The organism is Mycobacterium sp. (assembly GCF_052144515.1).
Taxonomy (GTDB): Bacteria; Actinomycetota; Actinomycetes; order Mycobacteriales; family Mycobacteriaceae; genus Mycobacterium.
The window spans coordinates 16,698-40,597 of the sequence record NZ_JBKQQD010000517.1 but is presented as its reverse complement, the minus strand read 5'-3'; the positions used below and the strand labels follow the sequence as shown (position 1 = coordinate 40,597).

Sequence of the window (23,900 nt, the reverse complement as noted above, 5' to 3'; positions counted from 1 at the left end):
ATGACCGCCGCAATCGCGCGGCTGAACCAGATCGTGTGCGATGTCCTCGCCGCCCATGACGGTGTGCGCCCGGGCGAGCAGGGCGAGGGCGACGGTTTTGTGGCGGCGTTCGCCCGCGCCTCTGATGCGCTAGCGGCGGCCCTGGAGTTGCAGCGAGCGCCGCTGGCCCCGATCCGGTTGCGGATCGGGGTGCACACCGGTGAAATCCAGTTGCGCGATGAGGGCAACTACGCCGGTCCGACGATCAACCGGACAGCGCGGCTGCGCGATCTGGCACACGGTGGCCAAACCGTCCTGTCGGCTGTCACCGAAGCGCTCGTCGTCGACCGACTACCCGAGGGCGTGTGGGTGACCGATCTGGGCACCCATGCGTTACGTGATCTGCCCCGCCCGGAGCGGGTGGCGCAGCTATGCCACCCCGACCTGGTAAACGAGTTCCCCCCACTGCGCACGCCGAAAGCCGTTGCGGCAACCAATCTTCCGGGGCAGCTGACCAGTTTCGTTGGCCGCAAGGCAGAGTCGACCCAGCTGCGGCAGCAGCTCGCCGAGCACCGGCTGGTGACGTTGACCGGCGCGGGCGGTGTGGGCAAAACCCGGCTGGCCGTGCAGATCGCCGCCGAGTTGGCCGGCGAGTTTCCCGACGGGGTGTGGTATGTGGATCTGGCGCCGATCACCGATCCCGACGTGGTACCGACTGCGGTGGCCCGCGCGCTGGGGCTGCCCGATCAACCCGGCCGCTCCACGATCGACACGCTCATTCGATTTCTGGCCGCCCGTCAGATGCTGATGGTGTTGGACAACTGTGAGCATCTGCTCGACGCGAGCGCAGCGCTGATCAATGACCTGCTGGCCGCGTCTTCGAGGTTGACGCTGCTGGCGACGAGTCGTGAGCCGATCGGGGTGGCCGGTGAGGTGAGCTGGCGGGTGCCGTCATTGTCGCTCGACGGAGAAGCCATCGAGTTGTTCAGCGACCGGGCCCGCCATGCCCGCCCTGACTTCGCGGTTAGCGCCGAAAATGCCGCGACGGTGGGCGAGATCTGTCGGCGACTGGATGGGGTGCCGCTGGCGATCGAGCTGGCCGCCGCGCGGGTGCGGGCGTTGTCACTGGCCGAGATCCTCGATAGCTTGCATGACCGATTCCGGTTGTTGACCGGCGGCGCGCGCACCGCGGTGCGCCGCCAGCAGACGCTGCGGGCCTCGGTGGACTGGTCGCATGCACTGTTGACCGAACCCGAGCGGGTAATGTTTCGCCGGCTGTCGGTGTTTCTTGGTGGCTTTGACCTCGATGCCGCCCGAGCGGCTGCCGGTAGCGGTGACGTGGAGCGATATCAGACCGTCGATGTTCTCACGCTGCTGGTGGACAAGTCGTTGGTGGTGGCCGACGACCGCGGGGGCCGAACCCGCTACCGGCTGTTGGAGACGGTCCGCCAGTACGCGCTGGAAAAGCTCGGCGAATCCGGCGAGGCCGACGTCGTACGCGCTCGCCACCGCGACCACTACACGTCGATGGCCGCGCTGCTCGACGCGCCGGCGAGCAGTGATTACGAGCAGCGACTCGAGCAGGCTGAAGCCGAGATCGACAATCTGCGCGCCGCCTTCGGGTGGAGCCGGGAAAACTCCGATGTCGAGTCGGCGTTGGCGCTGGCGTCCTCGCTGCAGCCACTGTGGCTCGGACGGGGCCGCATCCGGGAAGGGCTGGCCTGGTTCGACGCCACCCTCGCCGATGTCTCCGAAAACTATGCGCAGGCCCCCGGGGTGGCAGCCGCGGTGCGCGCGCGGGCGCTCGCCGACAGAGCCGTTCTCGATGCGTATCGGGGTGCCGAGAGCATAGATCAGGCCGAACAGGCCGTGGCGATCGCGCGAGACGTCGATGACCCAGTCCTGCTGGCCCGGACATTGACCGCCTATGGGTTGACCGCCAGCCTCGGCTATCACACCGAGGTGGCCCAGGCATGCGTCGCCGAGGCGATCGGCCTGGCCCGTGCCGTGGACGATCGGTGGCGGCTGAGCCAGATCCTCACGCTGCGGGCGCAGGGCGCCCACATCGTTGACCCGCTCGGGATGCGCGCAGCCTGTGAGGAGGGGCGAGACCTCGCCGATGCGATCGGCGATGGGTTCAACTCGCGTATGTGTCGCTTTTACCTCGGGATAGCGCAGATGGTAAGCGGCGATTTAGCCGGAGCCACAACACAATTGGGCGAGGTGGCGGCCGAGGCCGAGGCGGCCCACGACGAGATCTCGAGGGTGTTCGCCCTCGGCGGCCAGAGCCAGGCACTCGCACGCCAGGGTGAGGCGGCCGCGGCCCGGGCGGCCGCCGAGGCGATCCTTGAGGGAGGCGCGGAGCTCGGTGGGAGGTTCGCGGTAGTGGGGCAGAGGGCGTTGGGAATTGCGGCCCTGGCCGCCGGGGATTTCGTGGCGGCGCACGAGGCGCGCGAGGCCACCGCCCAGCATACGATTGCGGTCAGTGGTGGCGCAGAGACAGCGCAACGCATCTGGAACGCCGAGGCCGCGCTAGCAGACCGGGATCTCGCTGCCGCCCGCCGTTGGGCTGACGAGGCCGTGTCGACCGCGACCGGCTTCTGGACGACCTGGGCGCTAACCACGCGCGCCCAGGTCGCGATCGCGCAGGGCGAGCCGGAGCAGGCCGAACGCGACGCCCAGGACGCGCTCGCACGAGCCGCCGAAATGCAGGCGCGCACAAGCATTGCGGACATCCTCGAGTGCCTCGCCGTGCTGGCCGGTGACGCCGGCAGTGCCCGCGAAGCGACCCGCCTGTTCGGTGCCGCCCTCGCCATCCGGCAACGCATCGGCGAGGTCCGCTTCAAAATCTATGACGCCAGCTACGAAGCCTCGGCGGCGGCGCTGCGAGATGCGCTGGGTGAGAAGGACTTTGACTCCGCGTGGGCCGAGGGCGCCGCCCTGTCGACCGAGGAGGCGATCGCCTACGCGCGGCGTGGCCGCGGCGAACGCAAACGACCCACCAGCGGCTGGGCCTCAATCACCCCCACCGAGCGCGACGTCGTGCGGCTCGTTAGCGAAGGATTGGCCAACAACGACATCGCCACAAGGCTTTTCGTCTCACCGCGCACCGTGCAAACCCACCTCACCCACGTCTACAGCAAGCTGGGCCTCACCAGCCGGGTGCAGCTTGTCCAAGAAGCGGCCCGCCACAGTTAAATCCGGATCGTCGGTCGCCGGCACAAGGCCATCGGTGAGATGTCCAAACGGTGAAGTGCGTGGAAATGATAGGAAACGCCCAACCGAAACACAGCCTCCCCCAAGTTCGCACCATCACTATAAAAACCACGCTGAACAAAACTGCTTAGCAACGCGGGTCGCGACACCTGCGATTTGACCAAAAGGAGAGGTCATGTGCGGTTTTAATCCCGACGGACCACGACCAGCCGAGTGGGGTGGCAAATGTCAACTCTGTCCCGCGTAGTTCTCGATAGTGCGGCCGCGTCAAGGTGGGCTAACGGTGGCGCGCGGAGGGTCGGGGTAATTGGCATCACCGTCCTGGCGGCCATGGCTTTGGGGTCCGACCCTGCTGCGAACGCCGCTCCGGCACCGGGATGCCCCCAAGGGCAAGCACCGGGGCCGGGTCCGGGGTGCGGTCGGCGTGCGTTCCTGGCAGATATCAGTGCGGCCGGCCTCGGGGACAGCGGCGGTAAGCAGGTGGCGCTGGACCAGGGCCTGGATATCTGTGGCCTGATGGACGCTGGCCTCAGCCGACAGAACATGGTGAACCAGTTCTCCGCGGCGAACCCGGGGCTGGGTCCAGACGGGGCGGCGCAGGTCGTCCGAATCGCCGTCCGCGACCTGTGCCCCTGGCACCGCTAAACGGCGACCCTGGAACTGGCGGCAAGGGCGGCGTGTTGATCGGCGAAGACGGAGTCCCGGGGACACCCTTAGCCGCTCGCTGCGCGCAGCTAACTGCTATCCCGACGCCGAGGTAGGCGTCTCACGTTCGCAACCATTGCATTTCACCGTTGACGCTGGCGTAACAAATTTGCCATCGAAGCTTCCTAAGGTGAGGCGGTCTACCGTCCGTGGAGCCAAGCCGCGGACCCCCTCGCTGATAGGAACTCAATTGAGTGGAAATGCGGTCCGCCTGCAGGCGATCAACAACGTAGAGGCATATGTCCCCCCAGCCATCAGCTTCGTGCCCGGTGAAGAACCAGGCGAGGTCTTCGGCGCCAACGTCTTCACCAAGGCCGAGATGCAGACACGGCTGCCCAAGTCGGTATACAAGTCCGTGGTGGCGACGATCGATAAGGGCGTCAAGCTCGACCCCGCGGTCGCCGACACGGTCGCGGTAGCCATGAAGGACTGGGCGCTGGTGAAGGGCGCCACCCACTACGCCCACGTCTTCTACCCGATGACCGGTCTGACGGCCGAGAAGCACGACAGCTTCCTCGAGCCCGTCGGCGATGGGGCCACCCTCGCCGAATTCGCAGGCAAGACGTTGATCCAGGGTGAGCCCGACGCCTCCAGCTTCCCCTCCGGCGGGCTGCGCAGCACCTTCGAGGCGCGCGGCTACACCGGCTGGGACGTCACCAGCCCGGCCTACATCCTGGAAAACCCGAACGGCAACACGCTGTGCATCCCGACGGTGTTCGTCTCCATGACCGGTGAGGCGCTCGACTACAAGACGCCGTTGCTGCGCAGCCAGCAGGCCATGGGCGTGCACGCCGAGCGCATCCTGAAGTTGTTCGGCCACAAGGACCTGAACCACGTCGTCTCGTTCTGCGGCCCGGAGCAGGAGTACTTCCTGGTCGATCGGCACTTCTTCCTGGCGCGCCCGGACCTAGTCAACGCCGGTCGTACCTTGTTCGGCGCCAACCCGCCCAAGGGCCAGGAGTTCGACGACCACTACTTCGGTGCCGTGCCCGAGCGTGTTTTGGGCTTCATGATGGACACCGAGCGGGAGCTGTTCAAGCTCGGCATTCCCGCCAAGACCCGGCACAACGAGGTGGCCCCCGGCCAGTTCGAGATTGCGCCGATGTTCGAGCGGGCCAACATCGCCTCCGACCACCAGCAGCTGCTGATGACGGTCTTCAAGACGATCGCCAAGAAGCACGGTATGGAATGCTTGTTCCACGAGAAGCCGTTCGCCGGCGTCAACGGATCCGGCAAGCACGTCAACTTCTCGATGGGCAACTCCGAGCTCGGCTCGCTGCTGGTCCCGGGTGACACACCGCACGAGAACGCGCAGTTCCTGGTGTTCTGCGCCGCGGTGATCCGCGCCGTGCACAAGTTCTCCGGGCTGCTGCGTGTCTCGGTGGCGTCGGCCACCAACGACCACCGCTTGGGCGCCAACGAGGCACCGCCTGCGATCATCTCGATCTTCCTCGGGGAACAGCTCGCCGACGTGTTCGAGCAGATCGCCAAGGGCGCGGCCACGTCGTCGAAGGGCAAGGGCACCATGATCATCGGTGTCGACACGCTGCCGCCGCTGCCGACCGATCCGGGTGACCGCAACCGCACCAGCCCGTTCGCGTTCACCGGTAACCGGTTCGAGTTCCGGGCGCCCGGCTCCGGGCAGACGGTCGCCGTGCCGTTGATCGTCCTCAACACGATCATGGCGGACTCGCTCGACTACATGGCCACGATCCTCGAAAAGGCCGTCGGGGATGGTGGGGACTTCGACCACGCCGTGCAGCAGCTGCTCACCGATATCATTACGGAGCACGGTGCGGTCGTGTACAACGGCGACGGGTATTCGGAGAAGTGGCAGATCGAGGCGGCGCAGCGCGGCTTGCTGAACCTCAAGACGACACTGGACGCGATCCCGGAGCTGATCAAGCCCGAGTCGGTCGAACTCTTCGAGAAATACGGCGTGTTCAACGAGCGCGAGCTGCACAGCCGCTACGAAGTCCGTCTCGAGCAGTATGCGCTGACCGTCGGGGTCGAGGCCAAGCTTGCGCTCGAGCTCGGGACGACGGTCATCCTGCCGGCCGCGATCCGCTACCAGACGGAACTGGCCCAGAACGTCGCCGCACTGAAGAAAGCTGGCGTTGAGGCGAGCACGGCTGCGCTGGAAGCGGTTTCGACCCCGGTCGCCGACTTGCAAGCGGGGCTGGCGGAGTTGAAGTCGGCTCTGTCCGACCACTCGGCGGAGACGGCGCTCGTCGAGGCCAAGCACGCCCAGGAGGCGCTGCTGCCGGCGATGGCAGCGGTACGCGCCGCCGCTGACACGCTGGAAAGCATTGTGGCCGATGACTTGTGGCCGCTGCCCACCTACCAGGAGATGCTCTACATCCTGTGAAAGACGTCGTCGGGCGTGGGGTCCTCCGCCGAGGCGGAACTTGGTGATTCGCGGCCCCACGCCCGACGATCTTGGTCGGTGCTGAGCGAATCGGTGCCGATCCGAGCATGATCGTTTGAATGAGCGACGTGTTCGTCTTCACCGTCGACTGTTTCACCGACCGGCCGTTCGCCGGCAATCCCAATGCGGTCTGTCTACTCGACGCAGATTGGCCTGCGACTCAGTGGTTGCAGCGGCTGGCAGCCGAGCTTAATCTGCCCGCCAGCGCATTCGTGCGTCATGGCCCGCAGCGCATCGACTTACGGTGGTTCAGTCCAAAGGCAGAACTCGCGCTGTGCGGCAGCGGAACGTTGGCGGCAGCACACGTCCTGTGGGAAAGCGGCGGCCCCGCGGAGACCCTCGTCTTCAACACATCCGCGGGCATCCTCAGCGCACACCGGGAGCCGGATCGACGAATCACGTTGGACCTCCCCCTCGATGATCCTCAACCGGTACCCGTGCCGCCCGCCCTGTCGGCGGCATTAGGTGTTACGCCACTGGCGGTATCGCGTGGACGCCTCGACTTGCTTGTGGAATTGGAGTCGACCGAAACCGTGCGGAGGTTGACCCCGGACCTGAGGGCGCTGGCCATGCTGGACGCGCGCGGTGTGATCGTCACTGCGGTCGGCGGTGCCGACAGTGATTTCGCGTCCCGCTTCTTCGCGCCCGCTGCCGGAATCGCCGAGGACCCTGTCACCGCGTCGGCCCACTGCAGCCCGGGTGCCTACTGGTCGAAGAAATTGGGCAAGACTGCTCTAACCGGCTTGCAGGTATCGGCTCGCGGTGGTCGCGTCGACCTACGTCTCCGCGATGACGGGGTCAGTCTGACCGGGCAAGCGGTCACCGTCACCCGGGGCAACCTGGCCATCGGCATATGAGCTCAATCGGCGACGGTCACAGCAAACACGGTTGCGGTCGTGATACGGGAATTGATTCGGTTATCACGTTTGCCCTAGGGCATAGGCGCGCGCGTTCGACGGTGTGCGGTTTAATTCGTTTCCGGGCGGGTATCACTTAGAGGCTTTTCCCCTCAAGAAAGGACCTGACATGTTGCACTCGGTGATATTGGCGAGTTCCGACCCGCTTGCGGCGGGGCTAATTCTGAGGGGAATTAAGGGGATCTTCGTCGCTATTGGCAGCGTGATCGCCGCGATCGTCTGCGGTGTCATTGCTGCGATGAAGGGCCGTAATCCGCTCGGATGGGGAATTCTCGGCCTGTTCTTCTCTATCCTCACACTGATCGTCGTTATCGTAATTCCGAGCAAGAAGTAACACTCTGCGTATAACTGCTGACATCGGCCAAGTGCTCTTCGCATCAGGGTCCGTCAGCAAAGCAGTTGTCCGTTACGCGTGTCGCGCGAGGGCCGACCCGTCGGAGCGGCCAACCCGCGAGCGTGCGCTCAGCAATAGCTGGTCGAACTCCGATTGCGGGATGAATGCCGTGCCGCTGCTGCGGAAATCCTCGGAGATCTGCTCGGCAAGCAGGCGCAGCTTGACGTTGGCTTCCTGGGACAACCACTTGAGCAGGTTGAATGCGTCGTCCTCGTCGATGCCGTAGATCAGCATCAACATGCCCTTGGCCTGTTCGATGGCGGCACGGTTTTCGGCGATCTCGGCCAGCTTCGCCGTGGCGCGGTCCTCGTGCTCGGCGTCGTGCAGCCGAGAGATGTCGACATAGAACCCGTGTGTTCCGATCACTGTGCCCTGGCCGTCGTAAAGCCGGTCACCGGCCACGATGACGTTGTGCACATTTCCGCTGATGTCGACGATCCGGTGGCGGGTGCTGAACGGATTGTGGGTGTTGAGGATGTCGTGGACGGTGGCGGCAACCTGACCGCGATCATCAGGGTGTTTATGTGACAGCACCAGTTCGGTGGTGGGGGTGACGCTACCGGGCTCATAGCCGTGCATCCGCTGAACTTGTTCGGACCATTCCCACCGCTGGTCGTCGAAGTAGAAGCGGAACCAGCCCACCCGTTGTGGGGCACCGCCGGCCAAGGCTTGTTCGAGATTGGCTGACTGGCCGTTGAGATCCCAGTTCATCGCAAAACTTGCCTCCTCGCGTCAGATGACTGCACCGATCGACCACGTTGACGAACGCACCGTCAGGCACAGAGCGGAGTGGGGTCGACGACTACAGGCGCTGCTTCTGAACGCCGAGAACAGCTCACGATATCGCGCGCGAAGCGCTGGTGTCCCAGGCTCGGCCCTCGCCCCACATCACATCGCTCGATGGCGCGTCGCGCCCGGGGGGCGCGGCGGCCGCAACCAGGCATGCCGGCGGTCGCCGCCCCACCCGAGCTGATCAGGCGTTGATGATGTCCCGGTTTGCAACATCGTCGTTGATCGCCTTGTGTCCGCGATCAATGGAAATCTTGCGCGGCTTAGCCCTTTCGGCGACCGGGATGCGCAACCGTAGGACACCTTCGTTGTACGAAGCGTCGATCTTTTCGGTGTCCAGGTTTTCGCCGAGCACCAGCTGTCGGCTGAACACTCCGCGCGGCCGCTCGGTAGCGAGCATCTCCCGGTTGGGGTCGACGCCCGGACGCTCTGCGCGCACCGTCACCACGTTGCGCTCGATGTCGATGTCCAGCGAGTCGGCGTTGATGCCGGGAAGGTCGAACTCGACGAAGAATTCTTCGCCTTCACGCCAGGCATCCATCGGCATTACGGCCGGGCGCGCTGCCGTGCCCAGCACCTGGTTGGCGAAACGGTCCAGCTCGCGGAACGGGTCGGTACGCATCAACATGGCGGTCACTCCTTACTCCAATCTGCTATCGACGGTCCTCTATTACCTGTTGCAATAAACATAGATTTGGTATAGCACTATCGAAAGTTCTACGCAAGTGTGATAGACAGGTTTTCTGTAGCAGAACGTGAGGAGACTGCCCGATGGTCGATCGTCCTGGTCCCACCGGTGCGCCGGCGCCCGATCATGGTGTGTACGGCATCTCCATCGCGGCCGAACTGTCTGGCGTCGCGGTGCAGTCGCTGCGCCTCTACGAGCGTTATGGCCTGCTCACACCCGCCCGCAGTGAGGGCGGAACCCGGCGGTACAGCGCCGATGACTTGGCCCGGTTACGACGCATTAGTGCGCTGGTCGACGCCGGGATCAACCTGGCCGGCATCGCCCGCATCCTCGAGCTCGAAGACGACAACGCCGCACTATCGACGGCCAACATCGACTTGCGTTCCACTAACCGGACGTTGCGAAAATCCGCAGCGGCAGGAGCCAAGGACAACGCTGACAATGAACAGGACGCTACGTAGCGTTGCGCCGCGAAGTCAGCGCATGGGCACCGGGGCGGGCCGGTGCTCGGCGATCAACCGCTCGCCAAGGTCGTAATCGCCGTCGGCGTTGTAGGTGAGGACGCCCACCGCGGCACCCTCGGACTCGTACCACACGGTGAATCCGTCGGCATGATTGAGCATTCTGCTGCGTTCGTAGCCATCTCCCCAGGCGTGGTACTTCACCCTAGCGTCGCCGATGGACGTCCAAAACCCTGGTACGCCATCCCATTTCGTGCGCTGGCCCGCCGCGCAGGCCCCGGCGATCGCGCCCTGATCGGTCGCGTCCTGCCAGGGTTCGATGGCCAGGGGGCGTCCGGCGACTTCGTGGCGCGCCAGCGCGACGTCACCCGCGGCATACACGGCACGCGCCGCGGTGGCCATGTCGGAGCCGACGACGATGCGCGAATCCCGAATCTGCAGACCAGCCTCGGCGGCGATGCGGCGCTGCGGCTCTACTCCGGTGGCGGCGAGCACAAGGTCGCAGTCGATGGTGACGCCGCTGTCCAGCCGGACGCCGGCGTCGGTGATTTCCTCCACCGCCGCCCCGCCGACGTGGCTGAAAATCCGCACCGGCGTGTCAATGTTGTGTTCGCGGAATGACTCTGCCGCGGCCACGCCGGCCGGCCCGCTGCCCACGATGATCACTCCGTTTTGGGTCACTACCGTGGGTTACCCGCATGGGGTGGGCTCAATCTGCCAACACGTTGCCCAGAGTTTCGACGGGCCCGACACGGGTAGCCAGCTGTGCATGAAAGCTGTCACGTGGCATGGCAAGCGCGACGTGCGTGTGGAGTCGGTGCCCGACCCGAAGATCCAACGGCCCACCGACGCCATCATCGAAGTCACTTCGACGAACATCTGCGGATCCGACCTGCACCTCTATGAAGTTCTGGGGGCCTTCATGAAGCCCGGGGACATCCTCGGCCATGAACCCATGGGAATCGTCCGAGAAGTCGGCCCCCAAACGGGAGACCTGAAGGTCGGAGACCGGGTCGTCATCCCGTTTCAGATCTCTTGCGGCAGCTGTTATATGTGCGGCAAGCAGCTCTATACGCAATGTGAAACTACCCAGGTGCGTGACCAAGGCATGGGTGCCGCGTTGTTCGGTTATTCGGAGCTCTACGGCGAAATCCCCGGCGGCCAAGCCGAACTGCTGCGCGTCCCGCAAGCCCAGTTCACTCACATCAAAGTCCCTGTGGGACCACCCGATTCGCGATTCGTCTATCTGTCGGACGTGTTGCCGACCGCCTGGCAGGCGGTAGCCTACGCCGGCATCCCGGATGGTGGCACGGTGGCGGTGCTGGGCCTGGGTCCCATCGGGGACATGGCCGCACGCATCGCCGATCATCTCGGCTACCGGGTCATCGCTGTCGACTTGGTGCCCGAACGGCTGGCCCGCGCGGCAGGGCGCGGCATCCACACCATCGATGTGGGCCGGCTCGACTCCGCCCTCGGTGACGCGATTCGGGACCTGACCGACGGTCGGGGTGCCGACTCGGTGATCGACGCGGTCGGCATGGAGGCGCACGGCTCACCGGTCGCTCGGCTGACGCAGCAAGCCACCACCTTCTTACCGGACGGGGTTGCCAAGCGGCTGATGCAAACCGCCGGGGTGGACCGACTCAGTGCGCTGTATTCCGCCATCGACATCGTGCGGCGCGGCGGAACCATCTCACTGATCGGTGTCTACGGCGGGATGGCCGATCCCCTCCCGATGCTCACCCTCTTCGACAAGCAAGTGACGCTGCGAATGGGGCAGGCCAACGTGAAGAAGTGGGTCGACGACATCATGCCGCTGCTGACCGACGACGATCCGTTGGGCGTCGACGACTTCGCCAGCCACGTGCTGCCACTGGAGCAGGCTGCGCATGCATACGAGATCTTCCAGAAAAAACAGGACGGGGCCGTTAAGGTCATGTTAAAGCCGTGAGCCGGCGCCCGGCGGAAAAGCTATGTCCGCCGGGGGTTTTCGCGTAGCGGTTTGACCAGCATCATTGCCGGGTATCAACTGCGCCATGACCACCGCACAAGCCCCCGCCCCCACGCCCACCGGAGAAGTGTGGCCGGGCAGGGCGTACCCGCTCGGCGCGACGTATGACGGTGCGGGAACCAATTTCGCCGTGTTCAGCGAAGTCGCCGAACTCGTCGAGTTGTGCCTGTTCGATGCCGACGGCAATGAGAGCCGCATTCCGTTGCCCGAGGTCGACGGCTTCGTCTGGCACGCTTACATACCGGCCATCGAACCCGGCCAGCGCTACGGCTACCGCGTCCATGGTCCGTACGACCCGCAGGAGGGACAGCGATGCAACCCGAACAAGCTGCTGGTGGACCCGTACTCGAAAGCCATCGACGGCACGTTCGAGTGGAACCAGTCCCTGTTCAGCTATGACTTCGGCGACCCGGACAGCCGCAACGACGACGACTCCGCGCCCAGCATGCCCAAGTCGGTGGTGATCAACCCCTACTTCGACTGGGGCAATGACCGTCCACCGGACCACCAGTACGCCGACACCGTCATTTACGAGGCGCACGTCAAAGGCCTGACGCAGGCTCACCCCGACATCCCCGAACAGATGCGCGGCACCTACGCCGCAGTGGCACACCCGGTGATCATTGACCACCTCAAGAGCATCGGCGTCACCGCGATCGAGCTAATGCCGGTACATCACTTCGCCAACGACTCCACGCTCGTCGACAAAGGCCTGTCGAATTACTGGGGCTATAACACGATTGGATTCCTCGCGCCCGACTTCAAGTACTCCAGCGCCACGACCCCTGGGGGACAGGTGCAGGAGTTCAAGGCGATGGTGCGGTCCCTGCACGAGGCCGGCATCGAGGTCATCCTCGATGTCGTCTACAACCACACGGCGGAGGGCAATCACATGGGCCCGACGTTGTCGATGCGCGGTATCGACAACGCCGCCTACTACCGGCTGGTCGATGATGACAAGCGCTATTACATGGACTACACCGGCACGGGTAACAGCCTCAACGTCGGGCATCCGCACTCGCTGCAGCTGATCATGGACTCTTTGCGCTACTGGGTGACCGAGATGCACGTCGACGGCTTCCGTTTCGACCTGGCCGCGACGCTGGCCCGCGAGTTCTACGATGTCGACCGGCTGGCGACGTTTTTCGAGCTCGTGCAACAGGATCCGACGGTCAGCCAGGTCAAGCTGATCGCCGAGCCGTGGGATGTCGGGCCGGGTGGCTACCAGGTGGGCAATTTCCCGCCGCAGTGGACGGAGTGGAACGGCAAGTACCGCGACACCGTCCGTGACTTCTGGCGCGGTGAGCCCGCCACGCTGGACGAGTTTGCCTACCGGTTGTCCGGGTCGGCCGACCTCTACGAGCACACCGCGCGCAGGCCGGTGGCCTCGATCAACTTCGTCACCGCCCACGACGGCTTCACGCTGCGAGACCTGGTGTCGTACAACGAGAAGCACAACGAGGCCAACGGCGAAGACAATAACGACGGCGAGTCGCACAACCGCTCGTGGAACTGCGGTGTCGAGGGGCCGACCGACGATGCGGGCGTCAACGAGTTACGCGCCCGCCAGCAGCGCAATTTCATTACCACGCTGCTGCTGTCGCAGGGCGTGCCGATGATTTGCCACGGCGACGAGCTCGGCCGCACCCAGGATGGCAACAACAACGGCTACTGCCAGGACAACGAACTCACCTGGATCGACTGGTCCAAGCCTGACGACGGCCTGCTGGAGTTCACCCGCGTGGTGTCGGCGCTGAGGGCGAACCATCCGGTGTTCCGCAGGCGCCGCTTCTTCAGCGGCAAGCCGGTCCGCCGCCGCGGCCAGGACGGCCTGCCCGACATCTCCTGGTTTGCGCCCGACTGCGCCGAGATGACCGACGAGGACTGGGGCGCGGGTTTCGCGAAGTCCGTCGCGGTATTCCTCAACGGCCACGGCATTGCGGGCCTTGATGCGCGGGGTCAGCGGGTGCTCGATGACTCGTTCGTGCTGTGCTTCAACGCCCACTATGAGTCTATCGAATTCACCTTGCCGCCAGCTGAATTCGGCGCCGAGTGGCGCATTGTGGTGGACACCGGGACCGACGAGACGCCCTCCGGGGAACTGCCCGCTGCGGCCAAGCTCACCGTCGAGGCCTACAGCGCTGTGGTGCTGCAGGCGGCATCAATAATCTGAGGCGTAACCGGACGCGATCTTGTGATCGCTCACAGCGACCGGCGGCCACGGCTGGTACGCAGCACATCGACAACGTCATCGGTTCTGACGAGGCTGATATCTGAGCGCGGCGCTGCGCGCAGCGAAAGCCCGACCACGGAAGGACCGGCAGGACGATGACAGACGCGAGAACCGTCCACGAAGTGACCTACGACCTGCTCCGCAAGCTTGAGTTGACGACGGTGTTCGGTAACCCCGGCTCCACTGAACAGACATTCTTGAAGAATTTCCCCGACGACTTCACTTATGTTCTCGGGTTGCAGGAGGCGTCGGTGCTGGCCATGGCCGACGGGTTCGCGCAGTCCACCGGAAAGCCCGCCCTGGTCAATGTGCACACCGCTGCGGGGATGGGAAACGCGATGGGCAGCCTGGTGGCGGCCTACAAGGGCAACATTCCGCTGATCGTCACGGCCGGCCAGCAGACCCGCGAAATGGTGCTGTGCGAACCATATTTGACCAACAAAGACGAGACAGTTCTCCCGTTGCCATGGGTGAAGTGGGCCTACCAGCCGGCTCGCGCCGAGGACGTGCCGGCGGCGTTCATGCGCGCCTACGCGGTAGCGCTGCAACCGCCCGCGGGGCCGGTGTTCTTGTCGATCCCACTCGACGACTGGGAGAAGCCCGCGCTGGGCCCGGCGGTGGTGCGAACGGTCAGCCACCGGGTCAGCCCCGATGCCCAACGGTTGCGCGGATTCGCCGAACGGATCAACCGTTCGCAACGCCCCCTGCTCGTCTTCGGCCCTGAAGTCGATCGCAGCGGCGCCTGGGACGCCGGAGTGGCCTTTGCGGAAAAGGTCGGTGCGCCCGTCTACAACGGCCCGCTGCCCGACCGGGCGTCATTCCCGGAGGATCACCGTCTGTATCAGGGGCAGCTGCCGATGACCATCGCCGGCGTCACCGACGTCCTGCGCGGACACGACCTGGTGGTCGTGGTCGGCGCACAGGTCTTCCGCTACTACCCGTATGTTGCCGGCGAATACCTACCCGAAGGCACCGAGTTGCTGCAGATCACCTCGGATCCGGGGTTGGCCGGAGCCGCGCCGGTAGGCGACAGCTTGCTCGGTGATGCCTTGCTGGCGCTAGAGCAGATCGTCGGCCTGATCGAAGAGCGCAGCGACCGGCCGGTCCCGCCAGCGCCGGTCCGTCCCAGCGCCGTCGACGCCGAGCCATCTGCGCCGCTGACGACCGAGGCGGTGTGGTCGACGTTGAGCACCGTCAAACCCGCCGATTCGCCGGTGGTGACGGAATCGACCTCGACGATTGCCCAACAGCTACGATGGCTTCCCACCGCCCGTCCGGGCGGATTCTTCGCCACGGCCAGTGGTGGCATCGGATGGGGTGTGCCCGCCGCAGTCGGCGTCGCTCTGGGAGACCGCGCGCGGGGGGTCAAGCGCAGCGTTATCGCGACCATCGGCGACGGGTCCTTTCAGTACTCGGTGCAGGCGATTTGGACTGCCGCCCAACACCGCCTACCGATCGTGTACGTGGTGATGCGCAATGGTGAATACTCCGTCCTGAAGTCGTTCGCGAAATTGGAGAAGACGCCTGGGGTGCCCGGACTGGACCTGCCGGGCCTGGACATCGCCTCCATCGCCACTGGATTCGGTTGCCGCGCAGTCAATGTGGACAGCACCGAGAACTTAGCCCACGAATTCACCGCCGCACTGCAGGCCGACGGGCCCACCGTCATCGTGGTGCCGACCAAACCGCAGGCTGCGCATCTGGGCTGAGCCTCTCAAGGAGTCAACGTGCCTGTCTACACCTGCACGACGAATGAATCAACGTTGTCCGCCGACACCAAAAAGGCGCTGGCGGGGGAGATTGCGACCATGCACTCGGAGATCAATCACGTGCCGAGTACCTACGTCAATGTGGTCTTTCACGAATTGCGCGCCGACAGCGTCTACACCGACGGCGTACAGGCCAGTCCGATTCTCGTCAGTGGCTGGATACGGGAGGGTCGCCCCAAAGCCGAAACCACGCGCCTTGCCACCGAAATCGCTGCTGCGGTAACCCGTGTGACTGGCGTCCCCTCCGAGCGGGTTCTGGTCGTCTTTGAAACCAGCCCGGCCAGTTTTGCCGTCGAAGGCGGGCGTGTGCTACCCGAGCCTGGCGAGGAAGCGGCCTGGATCGCCGGCAGCTGACTGACGGGCATTGCTTACCTCGTCGAGTCCACCCACTGCTGCGATAACACCCACAGCCGTCGCGCGGTGGCGGGATCGGTAGCCGCCGCGTCGGCCTCGCCGATCTGGCAGTCGGCCAGGTAAGCCCCGCCGTGTTCGGCCAGGGACGGATCGGTGGCGGCCCATATGGTGGTGGCGGCGGCTTGGGCCACGGTCTTCATGTTCTCGGGCGCGAAGGTTTCGGTGCTCATTGCGAACAATTTCTTGAGGGTTGTGCGGTCCATGTAGCGGGCGAGATTGGTTGCGCAGGTGCCCGGATGGACGGCCAGCGCGGTAATGCCATCCGCCCCGAAGCGCCGGTGCAGCTCGATTGTCATCAAGATGTTCGCCGATTTGGCCTGCCCGTAGGCCAGGAACGTGCGCCGGCAAATGCCAGTGTTGCCACGGTCTGCAATCCGAGTCCGCTGGAAGCGCCGGTCACGGCCGCGGTCTTGCCGGTCAGGTCAACCCCATCGATCACGTCGTCGCCGGTGGTGGCAAAACCAAACACGCTCATCCGTCCGACCAACAGGCCAGCCAGCGCCAAACCCAGATTGTGCAGATTGGTCACCAGCGAGTAGGTGGTGTCGACACGCCAGTTGACGATCGCACCGGACAGGGCGCCGACGACGATGTCCGCGACGATCTGCGGGTCGTGACGGGTGTGGATCTCACCACGGGCGAGCCCGTCCTTGACGAGTTCGACGAACGTTTCGTGGAAGGGTGAGCCGCGTTGGGCGCCGTAGTCGGCCGCGGCCATCATCTCACCGATCATCTCGCGGTAGGTCTCGCCGGAATCGACCAACGTCATTGCGATGTCGTCGAATACGCCGACGAGGCGCTGCGGTATCGGCTCATCGCTTCTGGCGAAGACCACGTCGTGCAGGTTGACCAGCCGGCTTTCGGCCACCGCGCGGACCATGTCCTGCCGGGTGGGGAAGTGGTTGAAGAACGTGCGGCTGGCGATGTCGGCTCGCTCGCAGATCTCGTCGATCCTGGTGGCTGAAACACCTTGACTCAGAAACAGTTCGAATGCCGCGGCCAGGATGCGTTCGCGCAGCTCGTTCTTGCGCCGCTCGGCCCGGTTCACTGCGGGATCCCAACCTGCTGACCCAGGCGCCACAGCGGAATGACGGCTTCGGGATCGCATTCCTCGTCGACGATCCACTTGCACATCCGGCGGATGGGCTCGATGGCGTCCTGGGGCATGGCGATGGCGACACTGCACGCGTAGCCGAGGCTGGTCAGCCGTTGCGCCCCGAACAGCGGAAGGGTATCGCGCAGTTGACGTTTGAGCGATTCCGGGTAGATGCCGATGGTCTGGGTGTAGGCGTTCACCGCGCGGGTGACCTGGCCGATGTGGTCGACGGGCACGATGTTGGCCACCCGGCCCGATAGCATCGCCGCGTAGTCGACGGGTTCGTCGAACTGCGACACCACGATCGCGCCTTCGCGCCGCTCGCCGCCGAACACCCGGTAGGCTTCGACTTGAACGCCGTGTGCGAGAACATCAGCGGGACAACATGATTGAACCCGTTGAGCTCTGTGACGCCGAGCCGGTCGGCCACCAACTTGCGCACCATTTCGATGCTCTGGCGATGCTGCTGGAAGCGGATGCCCATCGCGTGGCGCTGCAGCTCCTCGAGTTCAGCGCGCGAGATGCTGTGCATCTGCGTATAGGACTGCCCGAAAAAGTTGATCGGGTCGTCCATGAACTGCGTGACCGACTGCGTTGTTGGCGCGCTCATCGTCGGACGGCAACACCAAAATGCAGTCAAATGCAATCATGCATCCAACTGCAATCTCGAGGAGTCAGCCGGTCTTGACGGGCATGCCGAGTAAGCGGCGGCACATATCGGTCAGCTTGGAGCGCAGGGTGTCGTCATCGAAATCGCCGACCAGTGGGTGCATCACCCCGCTGCTGATCGCCCCCGACAACATCGCGCCCTCCAGCGCGCCGTCCTCGCCTTCGCCCAACAGCACCCGATAGAGCCGTTCCATGAACCGCTGGAATGGTTCGTGTTCGGCCAGCAGCCGCACCACGACGGGATCGAACTGCAACGTCCGTACCAGGCGGCGGTCGCGGACGGCCATGTCGATGACGTGCACCAGCAGCGCATCGCGGGCTTGCGGTCCGTCGCCGTGCGCCTCTGCTTCTTCGAGTGCCGGTCCCAGCCGACCGAGTTCGCGCTCGGTGACCGCGAGCACGATCTGCTCCTTGGTCCGAAATTGGTGGTAGACAGCGGCTTTGGTGATGCCGACCGCGTCGGCGATCATCTGCAGCGACGTACCGCTGACGCCGTGCTCGGCGAACAGGGCCAGCGCGGCGTCGAGCACGCGCGTCCGGGCGGCGCTGTGCTGGACGACCCTCAGCTCGCCGTCGGTAACCGGCTGTCGTGCTGATTCCACACAATGAGACTAGACGAACGGCTATTGACCTATGGCTAGCCGAGCGGCTAGTTTCGGCAATCTAGCCAAGGGGTCTAGCCCAGTGTGCCGTGTGCTGGAGAGGAGCCGCCCTGGAAGGAGTCAAAATTGTCCGACGCCGCCCAGAACGATGCGGGAGGTCCGGGACCTGAGCGACGAGCGCTGAGACGCACCGATGGCGAGGTGATCCTGCTGTGGTCGTTGCCCGCGGCGGCGATCATCTGGGGCGCCGCATTTCTGCTGTTCCCGGGCTTCACGTCGCCGATGTCGCCCACGATGCCGGCCGACCAGGTTGCCGCGTTCTATCGGAATAACCTGGCGGCGATCCGCTCCAGCATGATCCTGTTCAACTGGTTCGGCGTGTGCCTCGTCCCGATTCTGATCCTGATCGTCATGCAGATCCGCAGGATGGCACATCGGACGCCGATCTTCTCCTACGCGATGCTGGGCTGCGTGGCCGGCGGGCCCACGCTTTTTCTCATCGCCAACATCTGCTGGCTGCTGGCGGCCTTCCGCCCGGAACGGAACCCGGAGCTGACGCAGCTGCTCAACGATTTCGCCTGGATCACCTTCACCATTCTCGTCCCCTTTCTGATCGGGCAAAGCGTGATCCTTGCCCTGGCAATCTATTTCGACGATCAGCCGCACCCGATATTCAAGCGTTGGGTGGCCCACTTCAACCTGCTTGTGGCTCTCGCGCTGGTGCCTGCGGCTTTCGTCGGCCTGGCATTGACCGGCCCGCTCGCGTGGGATGGGGTGCTGTCGTTCTGGCTGAAGAACATCGCCATAGCCGTGTGGATCGTCGTCATGGGCGTCGTTCTGGGGCAGGCCGTTTATCGCGAGCGCGCCGAATACGGCAGGCGCGGAGAAGAACTGGTCGACGCATGAGTGCGGTGATCACACCTCCGGCGTCCCCGGCCACGCCGCCCACGGGCCCGCCGCATCACCGGATCGCCTGGCACTTACGGCATAGCCCCAAGCGCGAGTTGTGGCTGGCCTGGGGGATACTCGTCGTCTTCTACAACCTTTTCTTCCCGGTGTTCTTCATAGTGGCGCAAGTGCAGCCCCCGCCGCAGCCCACCTGGGACCTCGCGACTCAGGTCCATTGGTTCCAGGAACGCCACCTCGGGATACCTTTTGGCTTCGGCATCATCTTCGCCATCAGTGGCATGATCGCCATCAACAATGCCCTCATCGCGTATTCGATGCGACGCATGTCCGTCAGCCGCGCGTTTGGCTATTCGTATCTGATCATCTACTCGCTCAGTGCGGTTCCCGGAATGCTGCTGCTCTGTATCGCGCTGATCGTCGGGACGCTGCGACCGGAGCGAGACCCCGAAGCGGTCGGCTGGCTCTACGACTTCGCGTTCCTGTCCTTCGACGGAACCATGGGAGTGTTCCTGATCGGCTCGCTGATCTGGATGGTCGCGATTCTGCTCGACAAGAATCGGGTGTTCCCCAAATGGTTCGGCTATCTCAACCTGTGCAACGCGCTCACCGAGGTCGTCGTGGCACCCTGCTGGATCTTCCGACGAGGCGTGTTGGCCTGGAATGGCCAGATCGCGTGGTGGCTGGACATGGTCGTGTTCGGCGTCTACCAAGTCACCTTCATCGTCATGCTGTTTCAGATGATTCGGCGCGAGGACTTCGGTACCGGACCACTGCCCGACCTCGCTCGGAAAAAGGCGGCGGCCTGATGGCCGACCTAGCCGACAAGAGCGACCGCGCCAGGTTCGTGCCCGGTCAGCCTGACATGTGGGCGTTCGCGTTATTCGAAACGTTGGTCTTCACGGCCTATTTCGGCTTCTACCTGTTCTACCGTACCCAAAGCCCGGAGGCGTTTTTGCACTCCCAGGCGCAGCTGGACCTGCGCATCGGCGTCTTCAACACCCTCGTTTTGCTGCTCAGCTCGTGGTCGGTGGCGCGCTGCGTCCAGTCGGCCCGGGCCGGCGCCTACCAACCGGCCCTCCGCGACGCCTACCTCACCGCGTTCTTCGGTCTGGTGTTCCTGTGCTCCAAGGTGTTCGAGTGGGCCCGACAGATCCAGCTGGGCAACGGCTTTGACAGCTCCGACTTCTTCACCTACTACTTCTTCCTCACCGGAATCCACTTCGTGCACCTGCTGATCGGGTTCGTGGTCCTCGGTGTCGTCATCTATCAACTCCGAAGTCCGGCCAGGCGATCTCAACAGCTCGTGGAAACGTGCGCCACCTACTGGCACACCGTCGACTTCCTGTGGGTGCTCATCTTTGCGCTGCTGTACGTGGTGAGGTGAACAGTGAAGACCACATTCAACAAGAGGCTGCTGGTCGTGTGGATCGTTCTGGCGTCGTTCACGCTGAGCTATTTGTGGATAGACCATTCGCTGAGCGGATCGCTTACACCCAGCGCGCTGGTCACGTCGAGCGTGATCGTGATCGCACTCATCAAGGTGCGCATCATCTTTCGGGAGTTCATGGAAGTGCGCCAAGCCCCCGCCCTGCTGTGCCGGCTGACGGACGCCTGGGTCGTGCTGATCGCCGCGGCACTGCTCGGTAGTTACTTCATCGGCACAGCGATCCGGTAGTGCACGGCGGATGAACAGGATATGTTTCTCGCCGACAACGTTGTCGACCGATGAGGACGGATATGTCGAGAACTGTGGTAGTTGGCGCGTCGAGCGGGCTCGGGCGTTGTATTGGTGTGGGCCTTGCGCAGCGCGGTGGCCGTGTCGCGCTTCTCGCCCGGCGGCGTGAACGTATAGAGGCCGCGGCGGCGGAGGCGGGGCCGGGCACGGTCGCCATCGAGTGCGATGTCACCGACGAGGCCTCGTGCCGATCGGCCATCAACGAAGCCGCCGATGCGCTTGGCGGCATCGACAACCTCGTCTACACACCTGGCGTCGGGCCGCTCGTTCGGTTGGTCGATACCGATGCCGAAACGTGGCGACGCGTCTTCGAAACCAACGTCACGGGCGCGGCGCTCACGACGGCGGCGGCGGTACCACACTTGACGGCCTCCGCGGGCAAGGCGGTCTACCTCTCATCCGACTCGGGCACGATCGGGCCGCCCTGGCCTGGCCTTGGCGCCTACGGCGTCAGCAAGGCTGCGCTCGAAAGACTGGTGGAGGCGTGGCGAGCCGAGCACCCGGAGATCGGCTTCACCTGCCTCATCGTCGGGGAATGCGCGGGCGGCGAGGGTGACGGGCAAACGGGATTCAACGCCGGCTGGGACCTCGAGCTCGCCAAGCAGGCCTACCCGATGTGGCTCGCGCGTGGCTGTATGTCGCCCAACTTGATGCCCGTGGAGGACCTGGTCGAGGTGGTTCACACGATCCTGGGCACCAACGCGGCAACGTCGATGCCGGTAGTGGTTGCCCGAGCTGCCCCGCCAGCTGGCACCCCAGCGTTCGCAACGTAAGCCGTCTTCGGCCGTCAGCCGGGGACCTTGCCCAGGATGAAGTTGGCGATCGCTCCGGCCTGTTGGGAGGCCTGCTGGGGCCGGTCGGTCGTGGAGCCGCTCGACGCCACGTAGGACAGGTCCAGGTCGATGACGACGTTGGCTTTGGCGGCGATCGCGCGCACGGAGTGCCGCGGCACCAGTCCCTTTGTCGCCACGTCCATGGTGGTGATGCCGTTGCCGGCATCGGTGGGAAGGCCCAGCGAGAAAGTCAGCACTTGCGCGGAGGGGAGGGTCAGTTTCACGTCGGAGCCGCCGCATTGGCGCCATCCCGACAGCAGGTTCGTCAGTTGTGTTTGGGCCGCGGACTCGTCGCGAAACGCTGCCACTCCTGCGATGACCTGCAGCGGGTTCTGCGGGTCGCGGTTGTCGGAAAACTCTGACGCGCGATAACCGAAAACGGCTTCCACGTTGTAGGCGTCCGGTGTGCCGGGCCCGATGCTTCCCCAGCACTCCGCGCGGTCGATGCTTCCTTCTCGGTCGTGCCGGCCGACATGGTCCCAGGTTTGGCCGACCGCCAAATTGTGGTCACCCGTGATGTTTCTGACGTCAGCGAGGCCGGGCAACAGCTGGGTAAGGTCATTCGGCGCCACCGTGGGCGGCGGGGGGGCTGCGGTGGGCGCGCTCCCAGGTGCCGCGGTCTGATTGGAGCCGGTGGCGACCAGGGTGGCCCATACCACCAACCCGACGACGGCGAGCGCGATGAACACATACGACAGCGTCAACCCCGCCAGAGCGCGCTGGCGGCCCTGTTGGCCGGTGCGGCGGATTTGTGCGAGGCCAAGATGTCCGAGGATCGCACCGGCGGGGGCGAACACGAACGCGTACACCAGCGACAATGTCGCGAAGCTGTTGACACGCGGAGGGGAAGGCGGTTCGGCGGGTTCTGGAAACTCCTCCGGCGGTTCTGCCGGCGGCCCGATGGGTGCTCGGCCCAAAGGATCGTAACTAAACGGGTTGGTCACGGAGGGGTCCTCCTCGGCCCGGCCTTCCCGGCACCCGCTCGATGCGGGCGACCACGGGCTTCTAACAACCCTACGACCGCCCCCGATATTCGCGGCTGTGTTCTATCAGCCACTATCGCCGACCTGTTGGGTGAGCTCGAACTGATCGATCAGTGCCGACAACGTGTGGAGCTCCTCGCACAGCGCTTGAAACCTGCGCTCGTCCGCCTGGCTGAGCAGGCCCAGCGAGCTGTACCGGGCCACACGTTGCAGTCGTTCCGCCAGTGCCGTGCCCCACCTCATGGTGAGGTCGTGGTGTTGCTCTTCCCGCTCTGCGTCGGCCCCTTCTTTGCTGGGCTTTTGTGTCGCGCTCATGGTTTCTCCTTAGTGCCGCATACCCCGCCTGCGACCCGCTACACGCGGCGAGCAGGGCGGCCGCGCACAACGTTTTGGTGCTTGGGCGGACGGGTAGCCGGCACAGACCGCCATCAAGTCGCCCACCGATGTGGTCGACTTCCTCGTCAGCCAGCACCAACAGATCAAGGGTCTGTTCGAACAGACGCTGTCGGCGTCTGGGAAGACGCGCGAGCAGTCCTTCGTCCAGCTTCGGCAACTGCTGGCCGTGCACGAAACCGTCGAGGAAGAGATCGTTCACCCTCGGGCCGAGCGAAAGATCGCCAACGGTGGCGCGGTGGTCGACGAGCGATTGCACGAAGAGCATGAGGCCAAGACGGTTCTCAAGCAGCTGGAGAAACTCGACGTCGACAGCGACGATTTCACCCGCCAGCTGACCGAACTTCGCGACGCCGTACTCGATCATGCGAAGCACGAGGAGTACGACGAGTTCAGCAAGCTGGGCCAGCAATTGAGCAGTGGCGAGCTCGAAAACAAGGATCGCGCAGCCAAAGTCGCCGAAGCGATCGCGCCCACCCGACCGCATCCGGGCGTCGAATCCCAGGTCGCCAACCTGCTGGCGGTGCCGTCCTCGGCGATGCTCGACCGCGCCCGCGACGCCATCGTCGGCAAGGGCTAGCCCCCGCAATATCGGGGCGCGATCTACCCGCACCGATGCGAAAACCCTTGGTGCAGAGGGTGGGTCGCGTCGCGGTGTCGCGGTATCGCAAATGGT

Annotated in this window: 25 protein-coding genes; 16 read left to right on the top strand and 9 right to left on the bottom strand. The window is 64.6% G+C overall.

Features of this window, described 5'->3' with window-relative positions; translation table 11 throughout:
- The 5 genes from ACLP9N_RS35050 to ACLP9N_RS35030 all read left to right on the top strand — a co-directional run.
- A partial coding sequence (locus ACLP9N_RS35050; protein ID WP_442411698.1) for a LuxR C-terminal-related transcriptional regulator occupies nt 1-3,177 on the top strand: 3,177 nt, incomplete at its 5' end.
- Nucleotides 3,178-3,525: 348 nt separating this feature from the next.
- Nucleotides 3,526-3,840 (top strand): DUF732 domain-containing protein, encoded by a 315-nt coding sequence (locus tag ACLP9N_RS35045; protein WP_442411697.1) that lies wholly within the window; start codon nt 3,526-3,528, stop codon nt 3,838-3,840.
- A gap of 250 nt (nt 3,841-4,090) precedes the next feature.
- Nucleotides 4,091-6,268 (top strand): glutamine synthetase III family protein, encoded by a 2,178-nt coding sequence (locus tag ACLP9N_RS35040; RefSeq protein WP_442411696.1) that lies wholly within the window; start codon nt 4,091-4,093, stop codon nt 6,266-6,268.
- Between the two features lie 119 nt (nt 6,269-6,387).
- The gene (locus ACLP9N_RS35035; RefSeq protein ID WP_442411695.1) at nt 6,388-7,185 is read left to right on the top strand and encodes a PhzF family phenazine biosynthesis protein; all 798 of its coding nucleotides are present in this window, start codon (nt 6,388-6,390) and stop codon (nt 7,183-7,185) included.
- 169 nt (nt 7,186-7,354) lie between these two features.
- Entirely contained in the window at nt 7,355-7,579 is a 225-nt protein-coding gene (locus ACLP9N_RS35030) for a deoxyribodipyrimidine photolyase (protein WP_442411694.1), read from the top strand.
- A 72-nt stretch (nt 7,580-7,651) separates the two neighbouring features.
- Here ACLP9N_RS35030 and ACLP9N_RS35025 read toward each other — a convergent pair whose 3' ends face one another.
- Nucleotides 7,652-8,350 carry a PAS and ANTAR domain-containing protein gene (locus tag ACLP9N_RS35025; protein WP_442411693.1) on the bottom strand — a complete coding sequence of 233 codons (699 nt, stop codon included), beginning with the start codon at nt 8,348-8,350 and terminating at the stop codon, nt 7,652-7,654.
- A gap of 262 nt (nt 8,351-8,612) precedes the next feature.
- Nucleotides 8,613-9,056 carry an Hsp20/alpha crystallin family protein gene (locus ACLP9N_RS35020; RefSeq protein WP_442411692.1) on the bottom strand — a complete coding sequence of 148 codons (444 nt, stop codon included), beginning with the start codon at nt 9,054-9,056 and terminating at the stop codon, nt 8,613-8,615.
- Between the two features lie 143 nt (nt 9,057-9,199).
- On the opposite strand from ACLP9N_RS35020, the gene ACLP9N_RS35015 reads away from it, so the two are divergent.
- Complete coding sequence (locus tag ACLP9N_RS35015) at nt 9,200-9,577, top strand: MerR family transcriptional regulator (RefSeq protein ID WP_442411691.1); 378 nt, start codon at nt 9,200-9,202, stop codon at nt 9,575-9,577.
- Between the two features lie 15 nt (nt 9,578-9,592).
- Here the strand turns inward: ACLP9N_RS35015 and ACLP9N_RS35010 are convergent, their stop codons facing one another.
- Nucleotides 9,593-10,258 carry an FAD-dependent oxidoreductase gene (locus tag ACLP9N_RS35010; protein ID WP_442411690.1) on the bottom strand — a complete coding sequence of 222 codons (666 nt, stop codon included), beginning with the start codon at nt 10,256-10,258 and terminating at the stop codon, nt 9,593-9,595.
- Nucleotides 10,259-10,346: 88 nt separating this feature from the next.
- On the opposite strand from ACLP9N_RS35010, the gene ACLP9N_RS35005 reads away from it, so the two are divergent.
- The 4 genes from ACLP9N_RS35005 (at nt 10,347) to ACLP9N_RS34990 (ending at nt 15,944) form a co-directional block, all read left to right on the top strand.
- The gene (locus ACLP9N_RS35005) at nt 10,347-11,528 is read left to right on the top strand and encodes a zinc-dependent alcohol dehydrogenase (protein WP_442411689.1); all 1,182 of its coding nucleotides are present in this window, start codon (nt 10,347-10,349) and stop codon (nt 11,526-11,528) included.
- A gap of 85 nt (nt 11,529-11,613) precedes the next feature.
- A complete protein-coding gene (gene glgX / locus ACLP9N_RS35000; protein ID WP_442411688.1) occupies nt 11,614-13,761 on the top strand; it encodes a glycogen debranching protein GlgX in 2,148 nt (715 codons plus the stop codon).
- A gap of 155 nt (nt 13,762-13,916) precedes the next feature.
- Nucleotides 13,917-15,530, top strand: a complete 1,614-nt coding sequence (mdlC, locus tag ACLP9N_RS34995; protein ID WP_442411687.1) for a benzoylformate decarboxylase — start codon at nt 13,917-13,919, stop codon at nt 15,528-15,530.
- An 18-nt stretch (nt 15,531-15,548) separates the two neighbouring features.
- Nucleotides 15,549-15,944 carry a tautomerase family protein gene (locus ACLP9N_RS34990; RefSeq protein ID WP_442411686.1) on the top strand — a complete coding sequence of 132 codons (396 nt, stop codon included), beginning with the start codon at nt 15,549-15,551 and terminating at the stop codon, nt 15,942-15,944.
- A 14-nt stretch (nt 15,945-15,958) separates the two neighbouring features.
- On the opposite strand, the gene ACLP9N_RS34985 is transcribed toward ACLP9N_RS34990, so the two are convergent.
- The 4 genes from ACLP9N_RS34985 to ACLP9N_RS34970 form a co-directional block, all read right to left on the bottom strand.
- Nucleotides 15,959-16,300 carry a hypothetical protein gene (locus ACLP9N_RS34985; protein WP_442411685.1) on the bottom strand — a complete coding sequence of 114 codons (342 nt, stop codon included), beginning with the start codon at nt 16,298-16,300 and terminating at the stop codon, nt 15,959-15,961.
- Nucleotides 16,300-17,052 carry a TetR family transcriptional regulator gene (locus ACLP9N_RS34980; RefSeq protein WP_442411684.1) on the bottom strand — a complete coding sequence of 251 codons (753 nt, stop codon included), beginning with the start codon at nt 17,050-17,052 and terminating at the stop codon, nt 16,300-16,302. Before ACLP9N_RS34980 ends, ACLP9N_RS34985 begins: the two co-directional genes overlap by 1 nt.
- Entirely contained in the window at nt 17,049-17,435 is a 387-nt protein-coding gene (locus ACLP9N_RS34975) for an acyl-CoA reductase (RefSeq protein WP_442411683.1), read from the bottom strand. Before ACLP9N_RS34975 ends, ACLP9N_RS34980 begins: the two co-directional genes overlap by 4 nt.
- 339 nt (nt 17,436-17,774) lie before the next feature.
- Nucleotides 17,775-18,371: a TetR/AcrR family transcriptional regulator gene (locus tag ACLP9N_RS34970; protein ID WP_442411682.1), complete on the bottom strand. Its 597-nt coding sequence runs from the start codon at nt 18,369-18,371 to the stop codon at nt 17,775-17,777.
- Nucleotides 18,372-18,497: 126 nt separating this feature from the next.
- On the opposite strand from ACLP9N_RS34970, the gene ACLP9N_RS34965 reads away from it, so the two are divergent.
- The 5 genes from ACLP9N_RS34965 (at nt 18,498) to ACLP9N_RS34945 (ending at nt 21,788) form a co-directional block, all read left to right on the top strand.
- Entirely contained in the window at nt 18,498-19,277 is a 780-nt protein-coding gene (locus ACLP9N_RS34965; protein ID WP_442411681.1) for a hypothetical protein, read from the top strand.
- A complete protein-coding gene (locus ACLP9N_RS34960; RefSeq protein WP_442411680.1) occupies nt 19,274-20,086 on the top strand; it encodes a hypothetical protein in 813 nt (270 codons plus the stop codon). Before ACLP9N_RS34965 ends, ACLP9N_RS34960 begins: the two co-directional genes overlap by 4 nt.
- Nucleotides 20,086-20,664, top strand: coding sequence for a cytochrome c oxidase subunit 3 family protein (locus ACLP9N_RS34955; RefSeq protein ID WP_442411679.1), 579 nt, complete (start codon nt 20,086-20,088; stop codon nt 20,662-20,664). Before ACLP9N_RS34960 ends, ACLP9N_RS34955 begins: the two co-directional genes overlap by 1 nt.
- Before the next feature lie 3 nt (nt 20,665-20,667).
- Complete coding sequence (locus tag ACLP9N_RS34950) at nt 20,668-20,955, top strand: cytochrome C oxidase subunit IV family protein (protein ID WP_442411678.1); 288 nt, start codon at nt 20,668-20,670, stop codon at nt 20,953-20,955.
- A gap of 74 nt (nt 20,956-21,029) precedes the next feature.
- Nucleotides 21,030-21,788 (top strand): SDR family oxidoreductase, encoded by a 759-nt coding sequence (locus tag ACLP9N_RS34945; protein WP_442411701.1) that lies wholly within the window; start codon nt 21,030-21,032, stop codon nt 21,786-21,788.
- Nucleotides 21,789-21,802: 14 nt separating this feature from the next.
- Here the strand turns inward: ACLP9N_RS34945 and ACLP9N_RS34940 are convergent, their stop codons facing one another.
- Both ACLP9N_RS34940 and ACLP9N_RS34935 read right to left on the bottom strand, forming a co-directional pair.
- A complete protein-coding gene (locus tag ACLP9N_RS34940; RefSeq protein WP_442411677.1) occupies nt 21,803-22,792 on the bottom strand; it encodes a sensor domain-containing protein in 990 nt (329 codons plus the stop codon).
- Between the two features lie 105 nt (nt 22,793-22,897).
- Nucleotides 22,898-23,146, bottom strand: coding sequence for a hypothetical protein (locus ACLP9N_RS34935; protein WP_442411676.1), 249 nt, complete (start codon nt 23,144-23,146; stop codon nt 22,898-22,900).
- A 130-nt stretch (nt 23,147-23,276) separates the two neighbouring features.
- Here ACLP9N_RS34935 and ACLP9N_RS34930 point away from each other — a divergent pair, with 130 nt between their 5' ends.
- Complete coding sequence (locus ACLP9N_RS34930; RefSeq protein ID WP_442411675.1) at nt 23,277-23,804, top strand: hemerythrin domain-containing protein; 528 nt, start codon at nt 23,277-23,279, stop codon at nt 23,802-23,804.
- Nucleotides 23,805-23,900: the final 96 nt, after the last annotated feature.